This window comes from Methylobacterium sp. WSM2598, assembly GCF_000379105.1.
In the GTDB taxonomy this organism is placed as follows: domain Bacteria; phylum Pseudomonadota; class Alphaproteobacteria; order Rhizobiales; family Beijerinckiaceae; genus Methylobacterium.
Genome location: NZ_KB900609.1, coordinates 5,971,962 through 5,993,072, shown reverse-complemented (window position 1 = coordinate 5,993,072; position 21,111 = coordinate 5,971,962). Strand labels below are relative to the sequence as shown.

The 21,111-nt window shown below is 73.9% G+C and carries 17 protein-coding genes; 4 read left to right on the top strand and 13 right to left on the bottom strand.

All coding sequences use genetic code 11. The features are described 5' to 3' along the window. Positions 1-183: 183 nt before the first annotated feature. From glgX to adh, 3 genes are all read right to left on the bottom strand, one after another. Positions 184-2,292 carry a glycogen debranching protein GlgX gene (gene glgX / locus MET2598_RS0128035; RefSeq protein ID WP_018263122.1) on the bottom strand — a complete coding sequence of 703 codons (2,109 nt, stop codon included), beginning with the start codon at positions 2,290-2,292 and terminating at the stop codon, positions 184-186. Positions 2,293-2,356: 64 nt separating this feature from the next. Further along, the gene (locus MET2598_RS0128030) at positions 2,357-2,722 is read right to left on the bottom strand and encodes a DUF779 domain-containing protein (protein WP_012336431.1); all 366 of its coding nucleotides are present in this window, start codon (positions 2,720-2,722) and stop codon (positions 2,357-2,359) included. A 187-nt stretch (positions 2,723-2,909) separates the two neighbouring features. Beyond that, the gene (adh, locus tag MET2598_RS0128025; RefSeq protein WP_012336432.1) at positions 2,910-4,430 is read right to left on the bottom strand and encodes an aldehyde dehydrogenase; all 1,521 of its coding nucleotides are present in this window, start codon (positions 4,428-4,430) and stop codon (positions 2,910-2,912) included. A 263-nt stretch (positions 4,431-4,693) separates the two neighbouring features. Here adh and MET2598_RS0128020 point away from each other — a divergent pair, with 263 nt between their 5' ends. Beyond that, complete coding sequence (locus tag MET2598_RS0128020) at positions 4,694-6,577, top strand: sigma-54-dependent Fis family transcriptional regulator (RefSeq protein ID WP_018263121.1); 1,884 nt, start codon at positions 4,694-4,696, stop codon at positions 6,575-6,577. Positions 6,578-6,601: 24 nt separating this feature from the next. Here MET2598_RS0128020 and MET2598_RS0128015 read toward each other — a convergent pair whose 3' ends face one another. The 7 genes from MET2598_RS0128015 to MET2598_RS0127985 form a co-directional block, all read right to left on the bottom strand. Then, positions 6,602-7,888 (bottom strand): adenylate/guanylate cyclase domain-containing protein, encoded by a 1,287-nt coding sequence (locus MET2598_RS0128015; RefSeq protein ID WP_018263120.1) that lies wholly within the window; start codon positions 7,886-7,888, stop codon positions 6,602-6,604. 326 nt (positions 7,889-8,214) lie between these two features. Continuing rightward, on the bottom strand, positions 8,215-8,763 hold the full coding sequence (locus MET2598_RS0128010; RefSeq protein ID WP_012336435.1) for an RBBP9/YdeN family alpha/beta hydrolase: 549 nt from the start codon (positions 8,761-8,763) through the stop codon (positions 8,215-8,217). 45 nt (positions 8,764-8,808) lie between these two features. Next, positions 8,809-9,876 (bottom strand): UV damage repair endonuclease, encoded by a 1,068-nt coding sequence (locus MET2598_RS0128005; RefSeq protein WP_018263119.1) that lies wholly within the window; start codon positions 9,874-9,876, stop codon positions 8,809-8,811. 66 nt (positions 9,877-9,942) lie between these two features. Beyond that, a complete protein-coding gene (locus tag MET2598_RS0128000) occupies positions 9,943-10,713 on the bottom strand; it encodes a hypothetical protein (protein ID WP_018263118.1) in 771 nt (256 codons plus the stop codon). A 52-nt stretch (positions 10,714-10,765) separates the two neighbouring features. Further along, on the bottom strand, positions 10,766-11,167 hold the full coding sequence (locus MET2598_RS0127995; RefSeq protein ID WP_012336438.1) for a DUF3618 domain-containing protein: 402 nt from the start codon (positions 11,165-11,167) through the stop codon (positions 10,766-10,768). Further along, positions 11,164-11,559, bottom strand: a complete 396-nt coding sequence (locus MET2598_RS0127990) for a phage holin family protein (RefSeq protein WP_012336439.1) — start codon at positions 11,557-11,559, stop codon at positions 11,164-11,166. The genes MET2598_RS0127995 and MET2598_RS0127990 overlap by 4 nt, the downstream gene beginning before the upstream one ends. Positions 11,560-11,570: 11 nt before the next feature. Further along, entirely contained in the window at positions 11,571-12,089 is a 519-nt protein-coding gene (locus MET2598_RS0127985; RefSeq protein WP_012336440.1) for a hypothetical protein, read from the bottom strand. Positions 12,090-12,424: 335 nt separating this feature from the next. Between MET2598_RS0127985 and MET2598_RS0127980 the strand changes: the two genes are divergently transcribed. Next, complete coding sequence (locus MET2598_RS0127980) at positions 12,425-13,846, top strand: alpha,alpha-trehalose-phosphate synthase (UDP-forming) (RefSeq protein ID WP_018263117.1); 1,422 nt, start codon at positions 12,425-12,427, stop codon at positions 13,844-13,846. A gap of 16 nt (positions 13,847-13,862) precedes the next feature. Here the strand turns inward: MET2598_RS0127980 and MET2598_RS0127975 are convergent, their stop codons facing one another. Further along, positions 13,863-14,789 (bottom strand): LysR family transcriptional regulator, encoded by a 927-nt coding sequence (locus MET2598_RS0127975; RefSeq protein ID WP_018263116.1) that lies wholly within the window; start codon positions 14,787-14,789, stop codon positions 13,863-13,865. A 92-nt stretch (positions 14,790-14,881) separates the two neighbouring features. Here MET2598_RS0127975 and MET2598_RS0127970 point away from each other — a divergent pair, with 92 nt between their 5' ends. Both MET2598_RS0127970 and MET2598_RS0127965 read left to right on the top strand, forming a co-directional pair. After that, positions 14,882-16,090: an MFS transporter gene (locus MET2598_RS0127970; RefSeq protein WP_018263115.1), complete on the top strand. Its 1,209-nt coding sequence runs from the start codon at positions 14,882-14,884 to the stop codon at positions 16,088-16,090. Between the two features lies 1 nt (position 16,091). Continuing rightward, positions 16,092-17,240 (top strand): serine hydrolase domain-containing protein, encoded by a 1,149-nt coding sequence (locus MET2598_RS0127965; RefSeq protein ID WP_018263114.1) that lies wholly within the window; start codon positions 16,092-16,094, stop codon positions 17,238-17,240. Between the two features lie 227 nt (positions 17,241-17,467). Here MET2598_RS0127965 and MET2598_RS0127960 read toward each other — a convergent pair whose 3' ends face one another. Both MET2598_RS0127960 and MET2598_RS0127955 read right to left on the bottom strand, forming a co-directional pair. Beyond that, complete coding sequence (locus MET2598_RS0127960; RefSeq protein WP_012336445.1) at positions 17,468-19,741, bottom strand: CDC48 family AAA ATPase; 2,274 nt, start codon at positions 19,739-19,741, stop codon at positions 17,468-17,470. Positions 19,742-19,880: 139 nt separating this feature from the next. Further along, entirely contained in the window at positions 19,881-20,777 is an 897-nt protein-coding gene (locus MET2598_RS0127955) for a metallophosphoesterase family protein (RefSeq protein ID WP_012336446.1), read from the bottom strand. Positions 20,778-21,111: the final 334 nt, after the last annotated feature.

Sequence of the window (21,111 nt, the reverse complement as noted above, 5' to 3'; positions counted from 1 at the left end):
GCCCTCGCGTCGTCCGGCAGGGTCGGCCGGCCGGCGACGAGCGCGTGCCGGGGAGGGACGTGCTCAAACGACATCCGGTTGATTGCGTCGCCATCTCCCGTTTCGGCCATGCGGATGCCGGCTTCGCTCAGGCGCCGCGCAGGCGTGTGATCCGGGATCCGCTGCGATCAAGCGGATCCCGGATCACACCCCCGGGCTGCGCCCCGGCCGCGCCATCGGCCGGCCGAAGACCAGGAGCGCGCGGCCCGGCAGGGTCACGGTCGCGCCCGTCCGCACCGGCTCGTGATGCGCCGGAATCCCGTCCGGAACGGTGGTGTCGAAGAGCGGCGTCCAGGGCCCCCCGATCGCCCGGGCGAGGTGGAAGGCGACCGGGTCCGGCGAGGCGTTCGCCAGCAGGAGCAGCCGCTTGCCGTCCGGCGCGTCATTGCCGATCTGCATCCCGAAGGAGCGCCGCGCCCCGTCCGCCCAGGCCGCCGCGTCCATCTCCTGCCCGCAGGGCGAGAGCCAGTGCACGTCCTTGAGGCCCGCCGGCGTCACCGTCTCGCCGGTGAGGAACTTGCGGCGGCGCAGGGCCCGGTGCGCGCGCCGCAGCGCCAGCAGGTTCGCCAGGAACCCGGTCAGGGCCGGGTCGCCCCCGTCATCCTCCCAGTCGACCCAGGAGATCGGGTTGTCCTGGCAATAGGCGTTGTTGTTGCCGCCCTGGCTGCGCGAGCGCTCGTCGCCCATCAGCAGCATCGGCACGCCCTGGGCCAGCACGATCGTGGCCAGCATGTTGCGCTTCTGGCGCGCCCGCACGGCCAGGATCGCCGGGTCGTCGCTCGGACCCTCGGCGCCGTAATTGCACGAGACGTTGTGGCCGTGGCCGTCGCGGTTCTCCTCGCCGTTCGCCTCGTTGTGCTTGCGCTCGTAGGCGACAACGTCGGCGAGCGTGTAGCCGTCGTGGGTGGTGATGAAGTTGATGCTCGCCCCCGGACCGCGGCCGGAGGGGGCGAAGATCTCCCGGGAGCCGGTGAGGCCCTGGGTCAGCCGCGGCAGCGTGCCGTCGTCGCCGCGCCAGAAGCCCCGGGCGGCGTCGCGGAACTGGTCGTTCCAGTCGCTCCAGCCGATCGGGAAGCCGCCGAGCTGGTAGCCGCCCATGCCGAGGTCCCAGGGCTCGGCGATCAGCTTCACCCGCGACAGCACCGGATCCTGCAGCATCGCCTGCAGCACCGCGGCGCGAGGGCTGAAATCGTGCGGGCTGCGCGCGAGGCTCGACGCGAGGTCGAAGCGGAACCCGTCCACCCGGTAGGTCTGGACCCAGTGGCGCAGCGAATCGAGCACCATCTGCATCACCCGCGGGTGGGCGACGTCGAGGGTGTTGCCGCAGCCGGTAAAGTCGAGGCAGTCGCGCCGGTCGTCCGGCCGCAGCTTGTAGTAGGCGGCGTTGTCGATGCCCCGGAAGGACAGGCTCGGCCCTTCCCGGTCGGCCTCGCAGGTGTGGTTGTAGACGACGTCGATCAGCACCTCGATCCCGGCGGCGTGGAGCTGGCGGATCGCCGCCTTGAGGCCGGGCGGGCCGGCCGTGCCGAGATAGCGCGGCTCGGGCGCGAAGTAGTTGAGCGGCGAGTAGCCCCAGAAGTTCGACAGGCCGCGATCGACCAGGAAGCGGTCGTCGACGAAGGCCTGGACCGGCAGGAGCTCGATCGCGGTGACGCCCAGGCGCAGGAGGTGCTCGACGACGGCCGGGTGGCCGAGCGCCGCGAAGGTGCCGCGCCAGGGCAGCGGCACGCCCGGATGGGTCTGCGTCAGCGCCTTGACGTGGGCCTCGTAGATCACGCTGTCGACGAGGGGCCGGCGCAGCGGCGGGTCGTCGGCGACCTCGGCCTCGGGCGCCGCGACCACGCCCTTCGGCATCATGGCGGCGCTGTCGCGCCGGTCGATGAGGTCGTCGCGGTGCAGGCCGCGCCGGTAGGCGTAGAGCGCGTCGTGCCAGCGCACCTTGCCGTGGATCTCCCGCGCGTAGGGGTCGAGGGAGAGCTTGTGCGGGTTGAAGCGGTGGCCCTGCCCCGGGTCCCAGGGCCCGTGCACCCGGTATCCGTAGAGCTGGCCCGGCAGCAGGCCGGCGACGTAGCCGTGCCAGACGTCGTCGGACCGCCGCGGCAGGCGGATCACGTCCGTCTGGTGGCGCCCGGTCGGGTCGAACAGGCAGAGGTCCACGGCCGTGGCATGGGCCGAGAACAGGGCGAAGTTCACCCCGCGCCCGTCGAAATGGGCACCGAGGGGGGCCGGCAGGCCGTCGTCGAGGGCGATCATCCGGCTTTCATCGGCGCGGCGATGGCCTACGGTCAAGCCTCCCGCAGGGATCGCGCGGCGGGCCTCAGCCGTTCAGGGCCCGGCTCTCCGCATCGGTGAACACCCGCGAGCGCACGTGGAAGCGCACGTCCCGGCCGTTCTCCAGCGAGAACATGCCGCCGCGGCCCGGCACCACGTCGATGATGAGCTGCGTGTGCTTCCAGTACTCGAACTGGGCCCGGCCGATGTAGAAGTCGGCCCCGCCGATCCGGCCGAGGTGGACGTCGCCGTCGCCGATCAGGAAGTCGCCGACCTGGTAGCACATCGGCGAGGAGCCGTCGCAGCAGCCGCCGGATTGGTGGAACAGGATCGGGCCGTACTCGGCCCGCAAGGTCTCGATCAGGGCGAGCGCCGCGTCGGTGGCGGTGACGCGCGGGGGGAGATCGGTCATCGGCGCTCCTCCGGGATGCCTGCTTGTGTCCTGCGCCGGGGCGGGTCTCCGGCGTGATCGGCCGGGACCGAGGCCTCCCGGCGCAACCTCGCTGAGATGGGCAACACGCCGGGGCACGAGGGGGTTGCGGGTCCGGGCGGGTCGGGACGGCGCCCGCCGGCCCGAAGGCCGGCGGGGGAGCGGGGTCTCAGAAGAAGCCGAGGGCCTTGGGCGAGTAGCTGACCAGGAGGTTCTTGGTCTGCTGGTAGTGGTCGAGCATCATCTTGTGGGTCTCGCGCCCGATGCCCGACTGCTTGTAGCCCCCGAACGCCGCGTGGGCCGGGTAGGCGTGGTAGCAGTTCGTCCACACCCGGCCGGCCTGGATCTCCCGCCCGAACCGGTAGGCCCGNGTCCCGTCCCGCGTCCACACCCCGGCGCCCAGCCCGTAGAGCGTGTCGTTGGCGATCGCCAGCGCCTCGGCCTCGTCCTTGAACGTCGTCACCGACAGCACCGGCCCGAAGATCTCCTCCTGGAAGATCCGCATCCGGTTGTGGCCCCGGAACACCGTCGGCTTCACGTAGAAGCCCTCGGCGAACTCGCCCGCCAGCACCGCCCGCTCGCCGCCGGTCAGCAGCTGCGCCCCCTCCTGGCGGCCGATGTCGATGTAGGACAGGATCTTGGCCAGCTGCTCGCCCGAGGCCTGGGCGCCGATCATCGTGGCCGGGTCGAGCGGCGAGCCCTGCCGGATCGCCTCCACCCGCGCCACCGCCTTCTCGATGAAGCGCTCGTAGATCGATTCCTGCACCAGCGCCCGGCTCGGGCAGGTGCAGACCTCGCCCTGGTTGAGGGCGAACATCGCGAAGCCCTCCAGCGCCTTGTCCAGGAACGCGTCGTCCCGCGCCATCACGTCCTCAAAGAAGATGTTGGGCGACTTGCCCCCCAGCTCGAGCGTCACCGGGATCAGGTTCTGGCTGGCGTACTGCATGATCAGCCGCCCGGTCGAGGTCTCGCCCGTGAAGGCGATCTTGGCGATGCGCGGCGAGGAGGCCAGCGGCTTGCCCGCCTCCAGGCCGAAGCCGTTGACGATGTTGAGCACGCCGGCCGGCAGCAGGTCGCCGATGATCTCGGCCAGGACCAGGACCGAGGCCGGGGTCTGCTCGGCGGGCTTGAGCACCACGCAGTTGCCGGCCGCCAGGGCCGGGGCGAGCTTCCAGACCGCCATCAGGATGGGGAAGTTCCACGGGATGATCTGGCCGACCACGCCGAGCGGCTCGTGGAAGTGGTAGGCGACGGTGTCGTGGTCGATCTCGGAGAGCGAGCCCTCCTGGGCGCGCACGCAGCCGGCGAAGTAGCGGAAATGGTCGATGGCCAGCGGGATGTCGGCGTGGGTGGTCTCGCGGATCGGCTTGCCGTTGTCCCAGGTCTCGGCCAGCGCCAGCAGGTCGAGGTTGTCCTCCATGCGGTCGGCCATCCTGGTGAGGATGCGGGCGCGCTCGGCCGGGGCGGTGCGGGCCCAGGCGTCCTTGGCGGCGTGGGCGGCGTCGAGGGCGCGCTCGATGTCCTGGGCGTCGGAGCGGGCGACCTCGCAGATCAGCCGCCCGGTGAGCGGCGACGTGTTCTCGAAGTAGCGGCCCGCCGCCGGCGCCACCCACTGCCCGCCGATGAAGTTGTCGTAGCGCGCCGCGAACGGCGAGGCGGTCTGGCCGCGCAGGAATTCCGGCTTGTTCATGGTGTCCTCCCAGGATCGTCGCCCTCGTCGGGTGCGGGGCGAGCCGTCCTGTCCTGAGCAGCCCGCGTGCCAGGCCGCCGCCGCCGCCCCGCCGCCGGATCTTGCGGCGCGGTAAGTCCCTGGCAATGCTTCGGTCGACCGGAATTGCGGGCGTCCGACCGAGATCTGCGACGACGCTTCTCGGTGATGGTGCCAGATTTCCCTCGACTGAGGCTGCGACAGCTGCAACAGCTGTCGCAACATGCGACAGAGGGAGGCTGAGCATGGAGAGCCGCGTGGCGACGCCCCGCACGCTCCTCGCCGCGCGCCAGCGCATGGTCGGCAAGGGCGGGCTGGAGGGGGTGCCGGACCCGATCCTGCGCTCCTGGGAGCGTTGCGCGGCGCTCGGCCTCGATTTCGGCACGAGGCCGCGGGTCGAGCCGGTCACCGAGCGGGAATTGCGCGAGGCCTGCGAGCGCAACGAGGCGCTGCGCCGCCGCTGCCGCCCCGAGATCGAGGCGCTCCACGCCGACGCGCAGGCGACCGACAGCCTCGTCATCCTCACCGACGCGGAGGGGCTCGTCCTCGACACGCTCGGCAGCACGACCTTCGCGGGCCGCGCCGCGCAGGTGGCGCTGCGGCCCGGCGTGCCCTGGAACGAGGCCGCCACCGGAACGAACGCGATCGGGACCGCCCTGGTCGAGCGGCGCCCCGTCGAGGTGCGCGGGGCCGAGCACTACTTCGAGCCGCACCGGATCCTCAGCTGCGCCGCGATGCCGATCCTCGGCTCGCGGGGCGAGACGCTGGGCGCCCTCGACCTGTCCGGGCCGGCCGCGGTCCACCACATGCACGCGCTCGGCCTGATCCGCCTCGCGGTGGACGCGATCGAGCACCGGCTGTTCGACGCGGTCGCGTCCGACCGGGCGGTCCTGCGCCTCCACGCGGACCCGGCGCTGCTCGGGACGCCGCGGGAGGGCGTGCTGGTCTTCGACGGGGCGCGGCTCGTCGGCGCCAACCGCGCCGGGCTGGCGCTCCTCGGCCTCGACTGGAGCGCCATCGACCGCGCGGATCTCGACCGGCTCTTCCCCGACCTGCGCGCGCCGGTCCCGGGCCCGCTCCAGCTGCGCGACGGGGCGGGCCGCCTGCTGCACGGGCGGCTCCAGGCGGAGCCGGCCCGCCCGCGCCCGCGACCGGGCCGCGCCCCGGCGGTGCCGGCGGGCCCCGACGCACCGGTCTTCGACGCGGCCACCGCCGACCTGCTGGCGCGGGCCGTGCGGCTCCTCGACGCCGGCATCGCGGTCGTGGTCGAGGGCGAGACCGGCACCGGCAAGGAGGTCTTCTCCCGCGCGGTCCACGCCGCCTGCGCGCGGGCGCGGGCGCCCTTCGTCGCGGTGAACTGCGCGGCCCTGCCCGAGAGCCTGATCGAGGCGGAGCTGTTCGGCTACGAGCCGGGCGCCTTCACGGGCGCCGCCAAGCACGGCGCCAAGGGCCTGCTGCGGCAGGCGGATGGCGGGCTCCTGTTCCTGGACGAGATCGGCGACATGCCGCTCGCCCTGCAATCGCGCCTGCTGCGGGTGCTCCAGGAGCGCGAGGTGCAGCCGGTCGGCGGCGGCCGCCCGGTCACGGTCGATTTCGCGCTGATCTGCGCCACCCACCGCGACCTCGGCCAGCTCGTGGCGGAGGGGCGCTTTCGGGCCGACCTGTTCTACCGCATCGCGCCCTACCGGGTGACGCTGGCGCCCCTGCGCGCGCGGGCCGACCGCCGCGAGGTCGTGCAGCGCCTCTGGGAGCGCCTCGGCGGCGCGGCCCGGGGGATCGCCCTGGCGCCCGCCTGCGCGGCGCTCCTCGCCGAGGCGGAGTGGCCGGGCAATTTCCGGCAGCTCGTCGGCACGCTGCGCGCCCTCCTGGCCCTCGCCGATCCGGGCGACGTGGTCGGGCCGGAGCGGCTGCCCGACAGCTTTCGGGCGCGACCGCCGGCACTGCCCGCGGCTCCGGCGGCGCTCGCGGCTCCCGCCCCCTCCGCCGCGGCCGAGAGCCTCGACGCGATCGCCCGCGACGCGATGCGGGCGGCCCTCGACGCGGCGGGCGGCAACGTCTCGGAGGCCGCGAGGCGGCTCGGGATCAGCCGCAGCACCCTCTACCGGCGCTGCCTGTCGGAGCGGGCCTGAGCGGCCGTCGCGGCCGGCCCCGCCTCAGGCGATGGCGGCGACCGGCGGGGCCGTCCCTTCCGCGGCCGGCGCGTAGTAGGCCATGGCCTCGCGGCGCCCGCGCAGGGGGGCGCGGCTGACCTCCCGCCACGCCCCGCCGCGCGCGCCCGCCGCGCGGCAGGCGGCCTCCGAGGCCAGGATCGCCACCCCGTGCACCTTGGTGGCCTGCTCCAGCCGGGCCGCGACGTTGACGGTGTCGCCGAGCACGGTGAATTCCAGCCGCGCCTGCTGGCCGATGATGCCGCAGAAGACCTCGCCGTAATGCACGCCGATGCCGATCCCGTGCGGGCGCGCCCAGCGCGCGCTCGGGCGGCCGGCCAGCGCCGCGAGGCTGCGCGCGAAGGCGAGCGCCCGGGCGGCGTCGTCCGGCCGCGGCTCGGGCAGGCCGAAGACCAGGAGCGCCCCGTCGCCGATGAACTTGTCGACCACCCCGCCGTGCAGGCGCGCGAGCCGGATGATCCGGCGGCGGAAGGCGGTGAGCAGCACCGAGAGCGCGTGGGGATCGAGCCGCTCGGCCAGGCCCGTGGAGCCGCGCAGGTCGACGAAGACGATCGCGGCGAATTGCCGGCGCCCGGCCCGCAACCCCTCGACGTCGTCCGCCAGGCGGGTGACCAGCTCCTCCGGCAGGAAGCGCGACAGCGAGGCCCGCCGGCCGGCCTCCCGGACGGCCGAGACGGCGAGCACTGCCAGCAGCGTCGCCACGAGCGCGACCAGCACCCAGATCGTCAGCGCGACCCGCGAGACCTGGGCCCGGCGCGCCTCCATCAGCGCCGCCTCCTGCTGCTCCATCTGCCGCAGCAGGCCCCGGATCTCGTCCATCAGCGGCTTGCTCGGGCCGCCCGCCAGGGCCCGCGCGACGGCGTCCCGCCCGTCGCGCAGGGACAGGTCCACCGTGGCCGCGAGATCGGCGCGCTTGGCGGCGATCAGGCCGCGCAGCCGCTCGGCCCGCGCCCGCTGCTCGGGAGCATCGCGCACCAGGGCCTCGAGCTCCTCGAACTCGTCGGCGATCATCGCCTCGCTCGCCGCGAAGGCGTCCAGGAATCGGGCGTCGCCGGTCAGCAGGAAGCCGCGCTGCTGCGTCTCGGCCTCCTGCACGGCCGAGAGGAGGTGGCCGAGCTGCGCGTCCACCATGACGGTGTGGCGGACCGCCTCGGTACCCTGGTGCTGGTACACGAACGCGCCGAGCGCGATCAGCATCATGCCGATCAGCGCCGCGAAGCCGGCGCTCATCCGGACGGCGCCCGGGCTGCGGAGGAGGCGGAGGCGGCGCACGTCCCGTCGTTTCCTTCCCGAACACCTTCTCGCGGAGTCTTGCCCGAAGCCGTGAAGAACCGGTTCCTCGCGACGCGGCGGCCGGGCGATCCGGCGCGAGAGCCGGACGGACCGGATGTCGAACGGGACCGGCCCGGGCCGGTTCCCCTGCCCCGGCGCCGCAGGACGCGGTCATGCGACAGCCGATTGATGGCTTCGCCATCTCCGATTTCGGCCATGCGGATGTCCGCGTCGCTCAGGCGCCGCGCGGGCTTGGCATTTCGGCTTCGCTCAAGCGCCGCGCGGGCTTGGGATCCGGGATCCGCTGCGATCACGCGGATCCCCGATCAGAGCCCGCGCAGGAAGCCCGCGAAGCGCATCAGCCCCTCGGGCCAGGGGCCGTGGCCGCTCTCGCCGTTCAGGTGCCCGGCCTCGCCCGCATCGACGAGCTCGGCGCCCCAGGAGGCCGCGAAATCCTCGGCCCGGTCATAGGCGGTCCAGGGATCGGAGCGGCTCGTGACCAGCAGGGCCGGGAAGGGCAGCGGCTCGCGGGGGATCGGCGCGAAGGCGCGCAGCAGGGCCGGCGCGTCCGGCCGCTCCACGTCCGGCAGCGCGACCAGGAAGCCGCCCCGCACGGCGCCCGGGGGCAGGAAGGGGGCGGCCTGGACCGCCGAAACCACCCCGAGGCTGTGCGCGACGAGCACGACCGGCCGCTCGGCCGCCCGCACCGCGGCGACGACCGCGTCGCGCCACGGCTCGGGCTCCGGGCGGTCCCAGTCCGGCATCCCCACCCGCCGCGCCGTGGAGAGCCGCTCCTCCCACCGGCTCTGCCAATGATCGGGCCCGGAATTGGTGTAGCCCGGGATGACGAGGATGTCGCAATCGGCGCTTCGCATGGTGCCCGAGCGATAGCGCGTGCGGGCGCAGCCGTCGAGGCGGGCTCACTCGGCCGCGAGGGCGAGCGGGCCGCCGACCTGACGGGCGAGGCCGGTCGAGGCGAGGTTCTTCAGCTTCGCCTCGATCTCGAAATCGCTCCAGGCGAGGTGGAGGGCCACGACGTCGTTCAGCGCCCGGTTCCACATCAGGTCGGAATGGGCCGCGAGCGCCCGGCCGCTCAGGCCCGCCGCCAGCAGCGCGGCGAAGTCCGGGAGGGCATCCGGGTCGTGGCCGACCAGCAGGTCCTCGCGCGAGACGCTGACGTGGCTCACCGGCCGCACGCCCCGCCAGGACTCCCGGATCCGGGCGATGCGCGGATCGTCCGGCGCGATGTAGTGGCCGCGGCTGTGGATCCAGTGGTGGTGGAGATCGAGGACCACCGGCACGAGGTCGCCGAGTTCCAGCACGTCGTCGAGCCCGAAGGAATCCTCGTCGTTCTCCACGGTGACGAGGTGGCGCGCCGCCTCGCTCACCCGCGGCAGGGTGGCGCGGAAACCCGCGAGGCCGGGCTCGCGGGCGCCGACATGGATGTTCACGTGGGCCCCGTGCGGGTGCCAGCCGGCGCCGTAGCCCATCATCGCCATGACCTCGGCGTGGTAGTCGAGTTCCGCGATGCCGTTGGCCAGGGCCGCCGGGTTGCGCGCGGCGAGGATGCAGAAGGGCCCCGGATGCATGCTGAGCCGCACGCCGCCCGCCCGCGCCGCCTCGCCGATTCCCGCGAGCCCCGCCTCGATGGACCGGCGGAAATCCGGGTCGGCGTAGAGGTCGCGCACCTCGGGATGGGTGTAGCCGGGCAGGATCGCGCTCGCGAGGCGCAGGAGCCGCTCCAGCGGCGGGCGCGCGGCGACCCAGCCGATCTGGCGCCGCAGGGCCGCGAGGTTGTGGCCCACGACCGCGGCCAGCTTGTCGCGGGCGCCGGCGGGGTCGAGCCGGCGCAGATGCGCGATGGTGACGCTGGTGACGTTCATCGCCAGCGCCGCCTCCTTGGCGGCCTTGAGCGTCGGGTGGGTGCCGGGCGCTTCGTCGGGGATGAACTTGCAGCAGAAGCCGAGGCGGGGGCTGTCGTCCGTCATGGGCCGACAACGCCGGGGCCCGGGCCGGGTTCGGGGCGCGGTCCGCCCGCGCCCCGGGAAATCGGCTCAGTGCGTCTGGATCGTCGGCCCGCCCGGGCGCGGCGTCGCGCCGCCCTGATCGGCCTGGCGCAGCTCGTCCGTGGCCGCGTGCGCCGCCGCGGAGGCCGCGTCCTGCGCTTGGTCGAGGGCGGATTCGACGAACTGGCGGCCGCGCTCGGTCGCCTCGCGGGCGTAGCGCAGGCCCTGGTCGCGCACCTCGTCCGCCCAGGCGCCGACCGTCTCGTCCTCGCGGCGCGTGCGCGGCAGGAGGGCGCCGATCATCAGGCCGGCTGCCAGGCCGACCACGCCGACGAGGAGCGGGTTCTCGCCCACGAAGCGCTCGACCGCGCTCTGGCCGCGGGAGATCTGCGCCGAGCTCCGCTCGCGCAGGTCGGCGTAGCGCCGGGCGCCGGACTCGATCGCGTCGTTGGCGTAGTCGCGGGCGCGGTCGAGGGTCTCCGAGCCGCCCTGCTGGAAGCTGCCATAGGCCTGGCTGGCGCGCTGGTGGGCCTGCGAGACCGCGTCGCTCGCCGTCCGCCGCAGGCGCTCGGCCGCGGCGTCGGCGGCCTGCCGGATCTGCTCGGCGGTCTGACCGGCGGTGTCGCCGACCTTCGCGGCGAAGTCCGAGGCTTGGCTCGAGGCTTGGCCGGTGCCTTGGCCCGGTGCCTGTCCGCCGGCCGTCCCGGCCTGCGCCCGGGCGGTGTCGTGGTCCTGGTGGAGATTGCGCTCCGGCCCGGCGCCCGGGACGTGGGCGGAGGGGGCGTCCGGAGTTGCGGGCTTGATGGTGTGGTCGGCCATGTCGTGCATCCTTGTCGTGCAGCCTTGGCTTGCGGGCGCGGTCCGGCCCGCGTCAGATCTGCGCGGCCTCCGGACGGGCAACCCCGTCGGCGGCCGGGTGGTCGGTCGGGCGGTCCGGGTCGTAGATGCGCACGGCGCCGTCGTTCAGCACCGGCACCGTCGCGGCGCGCGCCGCCGTCGCTTCCTGGTGGAGGCGGCGGCGATTCTCCTCGGAGACGCGGTGCAGCAGCCAGCCGACGCCTGCCACGATCAGCATCACGGGCACCGGGTTGCGCCGAACCGCCGCCAGCGCCCCGTCGTAGAGGCCGCTCATCGGCGACTGGCGCACCGTGCCGAGCATCTCGTCGACGATGCTGGCGGGCGACAGCCGGTCCTGGATGCGGTCGATCGTGTGATCGAGCCGGGCCCGGGTCTGCTCGATCTCCTGTTCGAGCTCCGAGATCGACTGGGTCATCCGGACACCCTCTCGGACAGGACTCGCGCGTCCTGGCGCACTTGGCGGGTCGTGCGGGTGGGCGTGAGGGTCGAGAGCGACATCGCGCGGCTGCCCGCCAGGGCGAGGCCCACCGCCACGACCAGGAACACGCCGCCCACGATGAGGGCGGCGAGCGCCTCGGAATGGACCAGGGTGGCCAGCCACTTCACCAGCGCGTCGACCAGGACCAGCAGCGCGACGACCGCGAAGACCGCCGCCCCCACCACCATGCCGAGCCCGAGGAACAGCGTCCTCAGATTGTTCGACATCTCGGTCCGGAAGAGGGCGATCTCCTTGCGGGCGAGGTCGGTGGTCTCGCGCAGGGCCTCCGCGAGGAGACCCTGGATGCTGCCATTGCTCGGTTCAGCCATCGCCGCCTCCGTCAGACAGGGCCACGCCCGCCCGCCCGGCGCTCGGCCGCGAAGGCCTCGCGGCCCGGCATGGCATGGCGCGGATGGGCCGAGGACTTGATGAAGCGCGCCGCCAGGAAGCCGGTCACGAAGGTGGCGATCGCCACGGCGGCCGGGCGGCGGCGCGCCGCGGCCTCGATGTCGCTGTAGAAGTCCTCGAAGCTGCGCTCGCGGATCGAGCCGGAGAGCTGCTCCAGGCCCTCCGCGGCGCTGTCGAAGAAGGCCCGCACGTTCGGCTGGCTCTCCAGGCCCTTGCCCGATTCCCTGAGAGCCCGGGCGAAATCCTCGACCGATTGCGCCGCGTCGTCCTTGCGCCGCGCGACGTAGCCGGTGACCTGCTCGCGCGCCGCGTCGACCAGGCCGTAGCCGCGCTCCACCGCGACGTCGCCGAGCTGGCGCACGTCGTCGCGCAGGCCCGTCCAGCCGGCCGGATGGTCCGCGCCCGGCCCCGGCCCGGCCTGATGCTGCCCGTTCTGATAACCCGCGCTCATCACCCAAGACTCCTTGAGACATCATCATGGCGCGTCGGACGCCCGCCCGGCGCGGTCTACGATTGAGCGAGTAACCGCAGCCGGGTCGCCCGGTTCCGCTGCGGATGCAAGGCCCGTTCTCGTCCGGCCCGCGGCCGCGCCGCAGCGCGGCGAAACCGGGGCGATTCCTGTGGAGCGCCGTGCCCGGCGGAAAGCGCCGCCGTGCAACCGATGCGTTCCGCGAGGGTTGACCAAGGGCCGCGGATCGCGCTTGCATTCCGCCCATCCTACGCTCGCGCCGTGAGGGAGGGGCCGGGGCCCGGAACCCTCCCCCGCTCAGGGAGTCCGTAACCGCCGTGTCACGCCTGATCATCGTCTCGAACCGCGTCGCCGTCCCGGAAGCGGGATCGAAGGCCGTCGCGGCGGGCGGCCTCGCGGTCGCGTTGAAGGAAGCGTTCACCGCGTATCGGGGGCTGTGGTTCGGGTGGAGCGGTAAGATCGCCGAGCAGCCCTCGGGCGCGCCGGCCATCGCGGATCGCGGCCGGGTGCGCTACGCGGTGATGGACCTCTCGCCCCAGGATCACCGGGAATATTACAGCGGCTTCGCCAACCGGGCGCTCTGGCCGATCATGCACTACCGGCTCGGCCTCGCCGCCTACTCGCGGGCCGACTACGCGGGCTATCAGCGGGTCAACCGCATCTTCGCGCAGGCCCTGGCCGGCCTGATCGAACCCGGGGACCTGATCTGGGTGCACGATTACCACCTGATCCCCCTCGCCTCGGAGCTGCGCGGCCTCGGCGTGGCCAATCCGATCGGCTATTTCCACCACATCCCGTGGCCCTCGGGCGAGGTGTTCAACACGCTCCCGGCCTCGAACGAGCTGCTGCGGGCGGTGGCCGATTACGACCTGATCGGCCTCCAGACCGAGTGCGACGTCCACAATCTCTCGCGCAACCTCGTCGACGAGCTGCGGGCGATCCCGCTCGGCGGCGGCTCGCTGATGGTGGATGGGCGGCGCACCCGCATCCGCAGCTTCCCGATCGGCATCGACGTCGAGGGCTTCCGGCAGGCGGCGGACCGGGCCGGCATGAACCGGACGGTGCGGGACACGATCGCCGGGCTTCGCACGCGCAAGTTGCTGATCGGCGTCGACCGGCTCGACTATTCCAAGGGCGTGCCGGAGCGGATGGAGGCGGTGGAGCGCTTCTTCGCCTCCAACCCCGACCAGCGCGGCAACGTCGTCTTCCTGCAGATCGCCCCGAAATCGCGCACCGAGGTGCCCGAGTACGAGCAGCTCAGCCGCGACGTGAACGAGGTCCTGGGCAACATCAACGGCTCGCTCGGCGAGCCGTCCTGGACGCCGATCCAGTACGTCACCAAGGCCTATCCGCGGGCGGTGCTGGCGGGCCTGTACCGGGCGGCGCGGGTCGGCCTGGTGACGCCGATGCGCGACGGGATGAACCTCGTCGCCAAGGAATACGTGGCGGCCCAGAGCGAGGACGATCCGGGCGTGCTCGTCCTGTCGAAATTCGCCGGCGCGGCGCGCCAGCTGCCCGAGGCGCTGCTGGTCAACCCCTACGACCGGTTCGAGGTGGCGGAGGCGATCCGGGCCGCCCTCTACATGCCCAAGGCCGAGCGGCTGGAGCGCTGGAAGCCGATGGTCGAGCGGCTCGGCCGCGAGGACGTGGATTGGTGGGCCCGCACCTACCTGACCGAGCTCGAAGCCTTCCGCACCATCGAGCGCGAGCCGCCGACGGCCGCCGAGGCGGCGCAGTAGCCGCGGGACGCGGCGCTCAGGAATCCTGCGCATCCTGCCGGCAGCGGAGCGGATCGGTCTCGCGCAGCAGGTTCTCGCCCATGAAGGCCACGAAGGCGGCGAGCTTGGGCGAGGGGTGGCGGCTCGCCGGCCACAGGATGTGGAAGGCGCCGACCTCGCGCAGGTGATCGCGAAGGACGGCGACGAGCGCGCCGCGCCGCAGGGACCGCTGCACCGCGAAGAGCGGCAGGCAGGCGAGGCCGAACCCCTCCTCGGCGAGGCAGAGCTGCGGTTCCAGGGTGCTCGCCACCGCGGTCACCGGCAGGGCGAGGTCGAGATCCGCGCCGTCCCGCACCAGGGGCCAGCGCTGCAGCTTGCCCGTCGTGGGATAGCGGTGGTGCAGGCAGGCATGGGCGAGCAGGTCCTCCGGCGCGCGCGGCGTGCCGCGGGCCGCGAGGTAGTCGGGCGAGGCGACGATCCGGTGCGAGAAGGCGCCGAGCCGGCGCATCATCAGCCGCGAGTCGCGCGCCTCGCCGGTGCGGATCACGGCGTCGAAGCCCTCCTCGATCACGTCCACCAGCCGGTCGGTGAAGTCGAGATCGAGGGTGATCTCCGGATAGGCCCGCATGAAGGCCATCACCGCCGGCATCATCAGCATGCCGATCAGGGGCAGGCTGACGCGCAGCGTCCCGCTCGGGGCGCGCCGGGTCCGGGAGAGTTCGATCTCGGCGGCCTCGATCTCGGAGAAGATGCGCCGGCAGCGGTCGAGGAACATGGCGCCCTCCGGGGTGAGCGTGAGCGAGCGCGTGGAGCGGTGGAAGAGCCGGACCGCGAGCCGATCCTCCAGCCGCGCCACCGCCTTGCCGACCGCCGAGGCGGAGAGGCCGAGCCGCGCCGCGGCCGGCGCGAACCCGCCCGCCTCGGCCGTCTGCACGAAGGCGTTGAGTGCGCCGAGATGCTCCATGGGCCCCCCCCGATTGCGGACGCGGATGTCCGCGATGTCGGGAATTCTAGCCTCATTCCGCAGGGTCAGCGAGGCCCCTACCCTCCCGGGCCATGAGAACGCCCCCCGCCTCCCACCCCTCCCGCGGCGAGGGCCTGCCGCTCCCGGGCCTCCTCGCCCTCGCCATGGCGGGTTTCATCACCATCCTCACCGAGGCGTTGCCGGCCGGCCTGCTGCCGCAGATCGGCGCGGATCTCGCCGTCTCCGAGGCCGTCGCCGGGCAGTTCGTCACGGTCTACGCCGCCGGCTCGCTCCTCGCCGCCATCCCGGTGACCGCGGCGACGCGGCCGCTGCGGCGGCGCCCGCTGCTGATCGCCGCGATCGCCGGCTTCGCCGTCGCCAACACCGTGACGACCCTGTCCGGCTCCTACGCCCTGACCCTCGCGGCGCGCGCGGTCGCCGGCATCTCGGCGGGGCTGCTCTGGGCGCTCCTGGCCGGTTACGCGGCCCGGATGGTGCCCGAGGCCGCGCGGGGCCGCGCCATCGCGGTCGCCATGGCCGGCACGCCGCTGGCGCTGTCGATCGGCATCCCGGCCGGCACCTTCCTCGGCGCCCTGATCGGCTGGCGCGCCTGCTTCGGCCTGGTGACGGGGCTCAGCGGTATCCTGATCGTCTGGGTTCTGGCCGCCCTGCCCGATCCTCCCGGACAGGCGGCCGGCCGCGGGCTGCCGCTCTCCCGCGTGGCGTCCATGGCCGGGATCCGGCCGGTCCTCGCCGCGACGCTGACCTTCGTGCTCGCGCACACCATCCTCTACACCTACATCGCGCCGTTCCTCGACGCGGCGGGGCTCGGCGCCCGCACCGATCGCGTGCTGCTCGTCTTCGGCGCGGCCTCGGTGCTCGGCCTCGGCATCGTCGGCCTCCTCGTCGATCGCCGGTTGCGGACGCTGACGCTCCTCAGCACGGCCCTGTTCGGCCTCTCGGCGCTGGGTCTCGCCCTCGGCGGCGGCGCGGCGCTCCTGATCGCGGCGGTCGCCGCCTGGGGCCTCGCCTTCGGCGGCGCCGCGACGCTGTTCCAGACGGCCCTCAGCCGGTCCGCCGGGGAGGAGGCGGACGTCGCGCAGGCGATGCTGGTGACGACCTGGAACCTCGCCATCGCGGGGGGCGGCCTCGTCGGCGGCCTGCTCCTGGAGCGGGTCGGCGCCCAGGGCCTGCCGCCGGCGCTCATGATCCTGCTCGTCCCGAGCTTCCTCGTCGTCCTGCGCGCCCGGCACCACGGCTTCCCGCCGGCCGCGCCACCCTCACCCCTCGAAGGAGCGTGACATGTCCGCGACCTCGCTGATCCTGCGGCTCGACCGCGTCATCGACGGCGCCCTGGCGGCCGAGCGCATCGTCGGCGCCGTCGTTCTGGTGGGCCGGGACGGAGAGACCGTCTACGCCCGCGCCGCCGGGCTCGCCGACCGCGAGGCGGCGGCGCCGATGCGGCCGGACACGATCTTCCGGCTCGCCTCCGTGTCGAAGCCCTTCGTGGCCGCGGCCGCGCTGGCCCTGGTGGCGCAGGGTCGGCTCGCGCTCGACCGCCCGATCACCGAGTGGCTGCCGGATTTCGCGCCGCGCCACGAGGGGCGGCCGGCGCGCATCACGCTCCGCCACCTCCTCAGCCACGCCTCGGGGCTCGGCTACGGCTTCCTCGAACCCGCGGACGGGCCGCTGCACCGAGCCGGCGTTTCGGACGGGATGGACCGCTGCGGCCTGACCCTCGCGGAGAACCTGCGCCGCCTCGCGGGCGTGCCGCTGCTGTTCGCGCCGGGCACCGGCTTCCGCTACGGGCTCGGCCTCGACGTCGCCGGGGCCCTGGTGGCGGCCGCGACCGGCCTGACGCTGCCGGAGGCGGTGCGCCGCCTCGTCGCGGAGCCCCTGGGCCTGCGCGACACCGGCTTCGCCCTCGGCGACGCCTCCCGCCTCGCCGCCGCCTACGCGGACGGGGTGCCGCTCGCGCGCCGGATGCGCGAGCCGGACACCCTGCCCTTCGGGCCGGGCCTGGCCGGCATCGCGATGGATCCGGCCCGCATCTTCGATCCGGAGGCCTTTCCGTCCGGCGGCGCCGGGATGGTCGGCACGGCCGCGGAGGTGATGCGCCTCCTGGAGGCCCTGCGCGGGGGCGGCGCGCCGCTGATGCCGCCCGACCTCGCGGCGGAGATGGGCCGCGACCAGGTCGCCAAGATCGACCTCGAAGGCTCGCCCGGCTGGGGCTACGGGCTCGGATTCGCGGTGCTGCGCGATCCGCGGGCGGCGGGGGTCGCGGAGACGCCCGGGACGTGGCGCTGGGGCGGCGTCTACGGCCACAGCTGGCTCGTCGACCCGGCCCGCGGCCTCACGCTCGTGGCCCTGACCAACACCGCCCTCGAGGGCATGTGGAGCAGCGGGCGCTTCGCGCTCGACCTCAGCCGGGCGATCGCGGCGGCCCCGTGACCGGCCGTGGGCGCCGCCCGATCGATCCCGGCCGCGCGGCGCTTGAGCGAAGCCGACATCCGCATGGCGAAGCCATCCGTCGAATGTCGCATGCCAAGCCCGCGCGGCGCTTGAGCGAAGCCGACATCCGCATGGCGAAGCCATCCGGCGGATGTCGCATGCCAAGCCCGCGCGGCGCTTGAGCGAAGCCGACATCCGCATGGCGAAGCCATCCGTCGGATGTCGGATCACTCGGCCGCCTGCCGGATCGGCATGAACCCGATCGGCTGGCGCTGCGGTCCCTCCTGCTTGAGGGTGCGCAGCATCGTCTCGTAATCCTGCTCCATCTCGGGCGTCACCGAGGGGCGCGTCTCGTGCAGCGCGGCCTCGAAATGCGCCCGCGTCACCTCGCTCGCCGCGAGGTCCGCCCGCAGCGCCATCAGGCCGGCCCGGCGGGTGAGGTCCTCCAGGTCCGCCCCGGTGAAGCGCACGGTGCGGGCCGCGAGGTCGTCGAGGTCGACGTCGCGGGCGAGCGGCATCCCGCGGGTGTGGATGCCCAGGATGTGGCGGCGGCCCTCCGCGCTCGGCACCGGCACGTAGACGAGTTCGTCGAAGCGGCCCGGCCGCAGCAGGGCCGGATCGACCAGGTTCGGCCGGTTGGTGGCGGCGATCACCACCACGCCCTGCAGCTCCTCCAGCCCGTCCATCTCGGCCAGGATCGTGTTGACCACCCGCTCGGTCACGGCGGGCTCGCCGAGGCCGCCGCCGCGCACCGGCGCGAGCGAGTCGATCTCGTCGATGAAGATCACGGTCGGGGCGACCTGCCGGGCCCGGGCGAACAGGCGCGAGACCTGCTGCTCGGATTCGCCGTACCATTTCGAGAGCAGGTCCGAGGACTTCGTCGCCACGAAATTCGCCGAGGCCTCCCGCGCCACCGCCTTGGCGAGCAGCGTCTTGCCGGTGCCGGGCGGCCCGAACAGCAGGAAGCCCTTGGCCGGCCGGATGCCGATGCGCCGGAACGCCTCCGGGTTCTTGAGGGGCAGTTCCACGCCCTCGCGCAGGCGGGTCTGGACGTCGCCGAGCCCGCCGACGTCGTCCCAGCCGACATTCGGCACCTGGATCATGATCTCGCGCAGCGCCGAGGGCTGGACCCGCTTGAGGGCGTTGAGGAAATCCTCGCGGCAGACCTGCAGGGTCTCGAGGATCTCCGGCGGGATCCCCTCCTTCAGGTTGATCTGCGGCAGCACGCGCCGCAGCGCGTCCATGGCCGCCTCGCGGGCGAGCGCCGCGAGGTCGGCCCCCACGAAGCCGTAGGTGGTGCGGGCGATCTCGTCGAGGTCGACGGTGTCGCCGAGCGGCATGCCGCGGGTGTGGATGGTCAGCACCTCGCGCCGGCCCGGTTCGTCGGGCACGCCGATCACGATCTCGCGGTCGAAGCGGCCGGGCCGGCGCAGGGCCTCGTCGATCGCGTCGCGCCGGTTCGTCGCCCCGATCACCACGATGTTCTGGCGCGGCTCCAGCCCGTCCATCAGGGTGAGGAGCTGGGCGACGATGCGGCGCTCCACCTCGCCGCGGGCCTCCTCGCGCTTCGGCGCGATCGAGTCGATCTCGTCGATGAAGATGATCGCGGGCGAATTGCGCTGCGCGTCGGAGAAGATCTGGCGCAGGCGCTGCTCGGATTCCCCGTACTGGCTGCCCATGATCTCCGGGCCGGCGATGTGGAAGAACTGCGCCTCGGTCTCGTTGGCGACCGCGCGGGCGAGCAGGGTCTTGCCGGTGCCGGGCGGGCCGTAGAGGAGCACGCCCTTGGGCGGGTCGATGCCGAGACGCTGAAACAGCTCGGGGTGGCGCAGCGGCAGCTCCACCATCTCGCGCACCTGGTCGACGGTGCTGCCGAGCCCGCCGATGTCGTCGTAGGTGACGTCGGCGCGCCGCGCCTCCTTGGGCTCCTCGTAGATCGGCCGCAGGTCGATCTCGGTCTCGGCCGTGACCTGCACGATGCCGCGCGGCTGGGTCGAGACCACGACCAGGCGGATCTCCTGAAGGCCGTAGGCCGGCAGGTTGAACATCGAGCGCAGCTCGGGCGGCACGTCGTCGTGGCCCATCCGCGACTGCACCGAGGTCGAGATCACGTCCCCGGCCATCAGCGGCCGCCGGAAGAAGGTGCGGCGCAGGGCCTCGGCCGAGCCCTGCAGGCGCAGGTTCTTCTGGGCCGGGGCGAGCACGACGCGGTTCGCGGGCCGCACCTCGGCGCGCTTGATCTCGACGTGGTCGCCCGAGCTCACCCCCGCATTGACGCGCTGGAGGCCGTCGAGGCGGATGATGCTGAGGCCCTCGTCCTCGGCGCCGAGGGCGATGGCGAGCGCCGTGGTGTGGCGCTTGCCGACGATCTCGATCGGGTCGCCCTCCTGCAGGTGCAGGCTGCGGAGAACCGCCGCGCCCACCCGGGCGACGCCGCGCCCCACATCCTGCGCCCGCGCATTCGCCACCTGCGCGCGCACGCTGCCCGTGTCTTCCGCCATCCCGATCCGCCTCTCGCTGCGCGGGCGCCCGGGCGCCCGCGGCGCCGGGCGGGGAGCTCGCCCGTCCGCGTGGGGCCCCGTTCGGCGGGAGAACGCGGGGGCCGCGCGGATTGTTCGGCGCGCGGCGAATCGCGCCCGCTCAGCCGTAGAGGGTGAGGATTCCGAGGTCGCCGATGCGGTCGTCCGGGAGCAGGCCGCGCAGGGTCGCGGTGACGGCGTAGCCCGTCGCGGTCCGGGCGAATTCGTAGAGGTGGTAGCCGGCGCAGTGGCTCAGCGCGCCGCCGCGGGCCGAGGCGGAGGGCGCCCCGATCACCGGCACGCGCCGCCCGTCCGGCCCGATCACGAAGGCGACCGAGCCGACGTGGTTGTGGCCGTGCAGGACGAGGTCCGCGCCGACCCGGCGGATCATCGCCTCGACGGCGGACGCGTCGGTCAGGTTGCGCCCGGGCAGGGCCCCGCCGACATGGGGCGGGTGGTGGATCATCACCACGCGGCAGGGCGCCTCCGGCTCGCGGGCGAGGCTGCCGAGCAGCGCTTCGGCCGCCGCGATCTGGCGGGTTCCGAGCCGGCCGCTCGCCACGAAGGGCGCGGTCGGGATCGCCGAGGACAGCCCGACCAGGGCGAGCGGCCCGCGGCGGCGCAGGTAGGGGAAGGCGCGCTCGCCTCCGGCATCGTCCCGCGTCCAGGGGCCGACCGCGTCGAGGAGCCCGTCGAGGGAGCCGCGCACGTAGGCGTCGTGGTTGCCCGGCACGAAGCTCACCGCCTCGGGCCCGCCCAGCGCCTCCAGGAACATCCGGGCGGTCTCCCACTCGCTCGGCAATCCGATGTTGCAGAGGTCGCCCGTGCAGGCGATGTGGTCGGGCGCGGCCGCCCGCAGGTCGGCGACCAGCGCCTCCAGCACCGCCATGTCGTGCGTCAGCTTGCGGCCGCGGCTCCAGTTCACCCAGCCGGTCGCGCGCTTGCTGAGCAGCTGGCGCAGGCGCGGGCGCGAGAGCGGCCCGACATGGGGATCGGTGAGGTGGGCGAGGCGGAACATCGCGACGGCGAACGCGGGGGCGCCTCCGGTGGCGGCCCGGAACGACTCCCCGCCGCCGGGCGGCTTATGACCAAGGCCGCGCGGCGCCGCAAGCGCCCGCGGCGCCCGCACGCCCCGCCGCGACGCGCGGATCGGGGCCCGCGCGAGGTTGCGCCCTGCACTCAGGGGGCGCTAGACGGCGGGCTCCGGAAGCGGGATACGGCGGGTGGGGTCCGAGTCGGTCCCCCGCGGCGCCGGCTCCCCGCGGCCTCGCCCGAGGTCCGCCGCAGCGTCATCTCATGAGCCCTGTCCTCCGCACCGGCCGCCTTCCCACCGGCTGTCCCGGCGGTCCGTC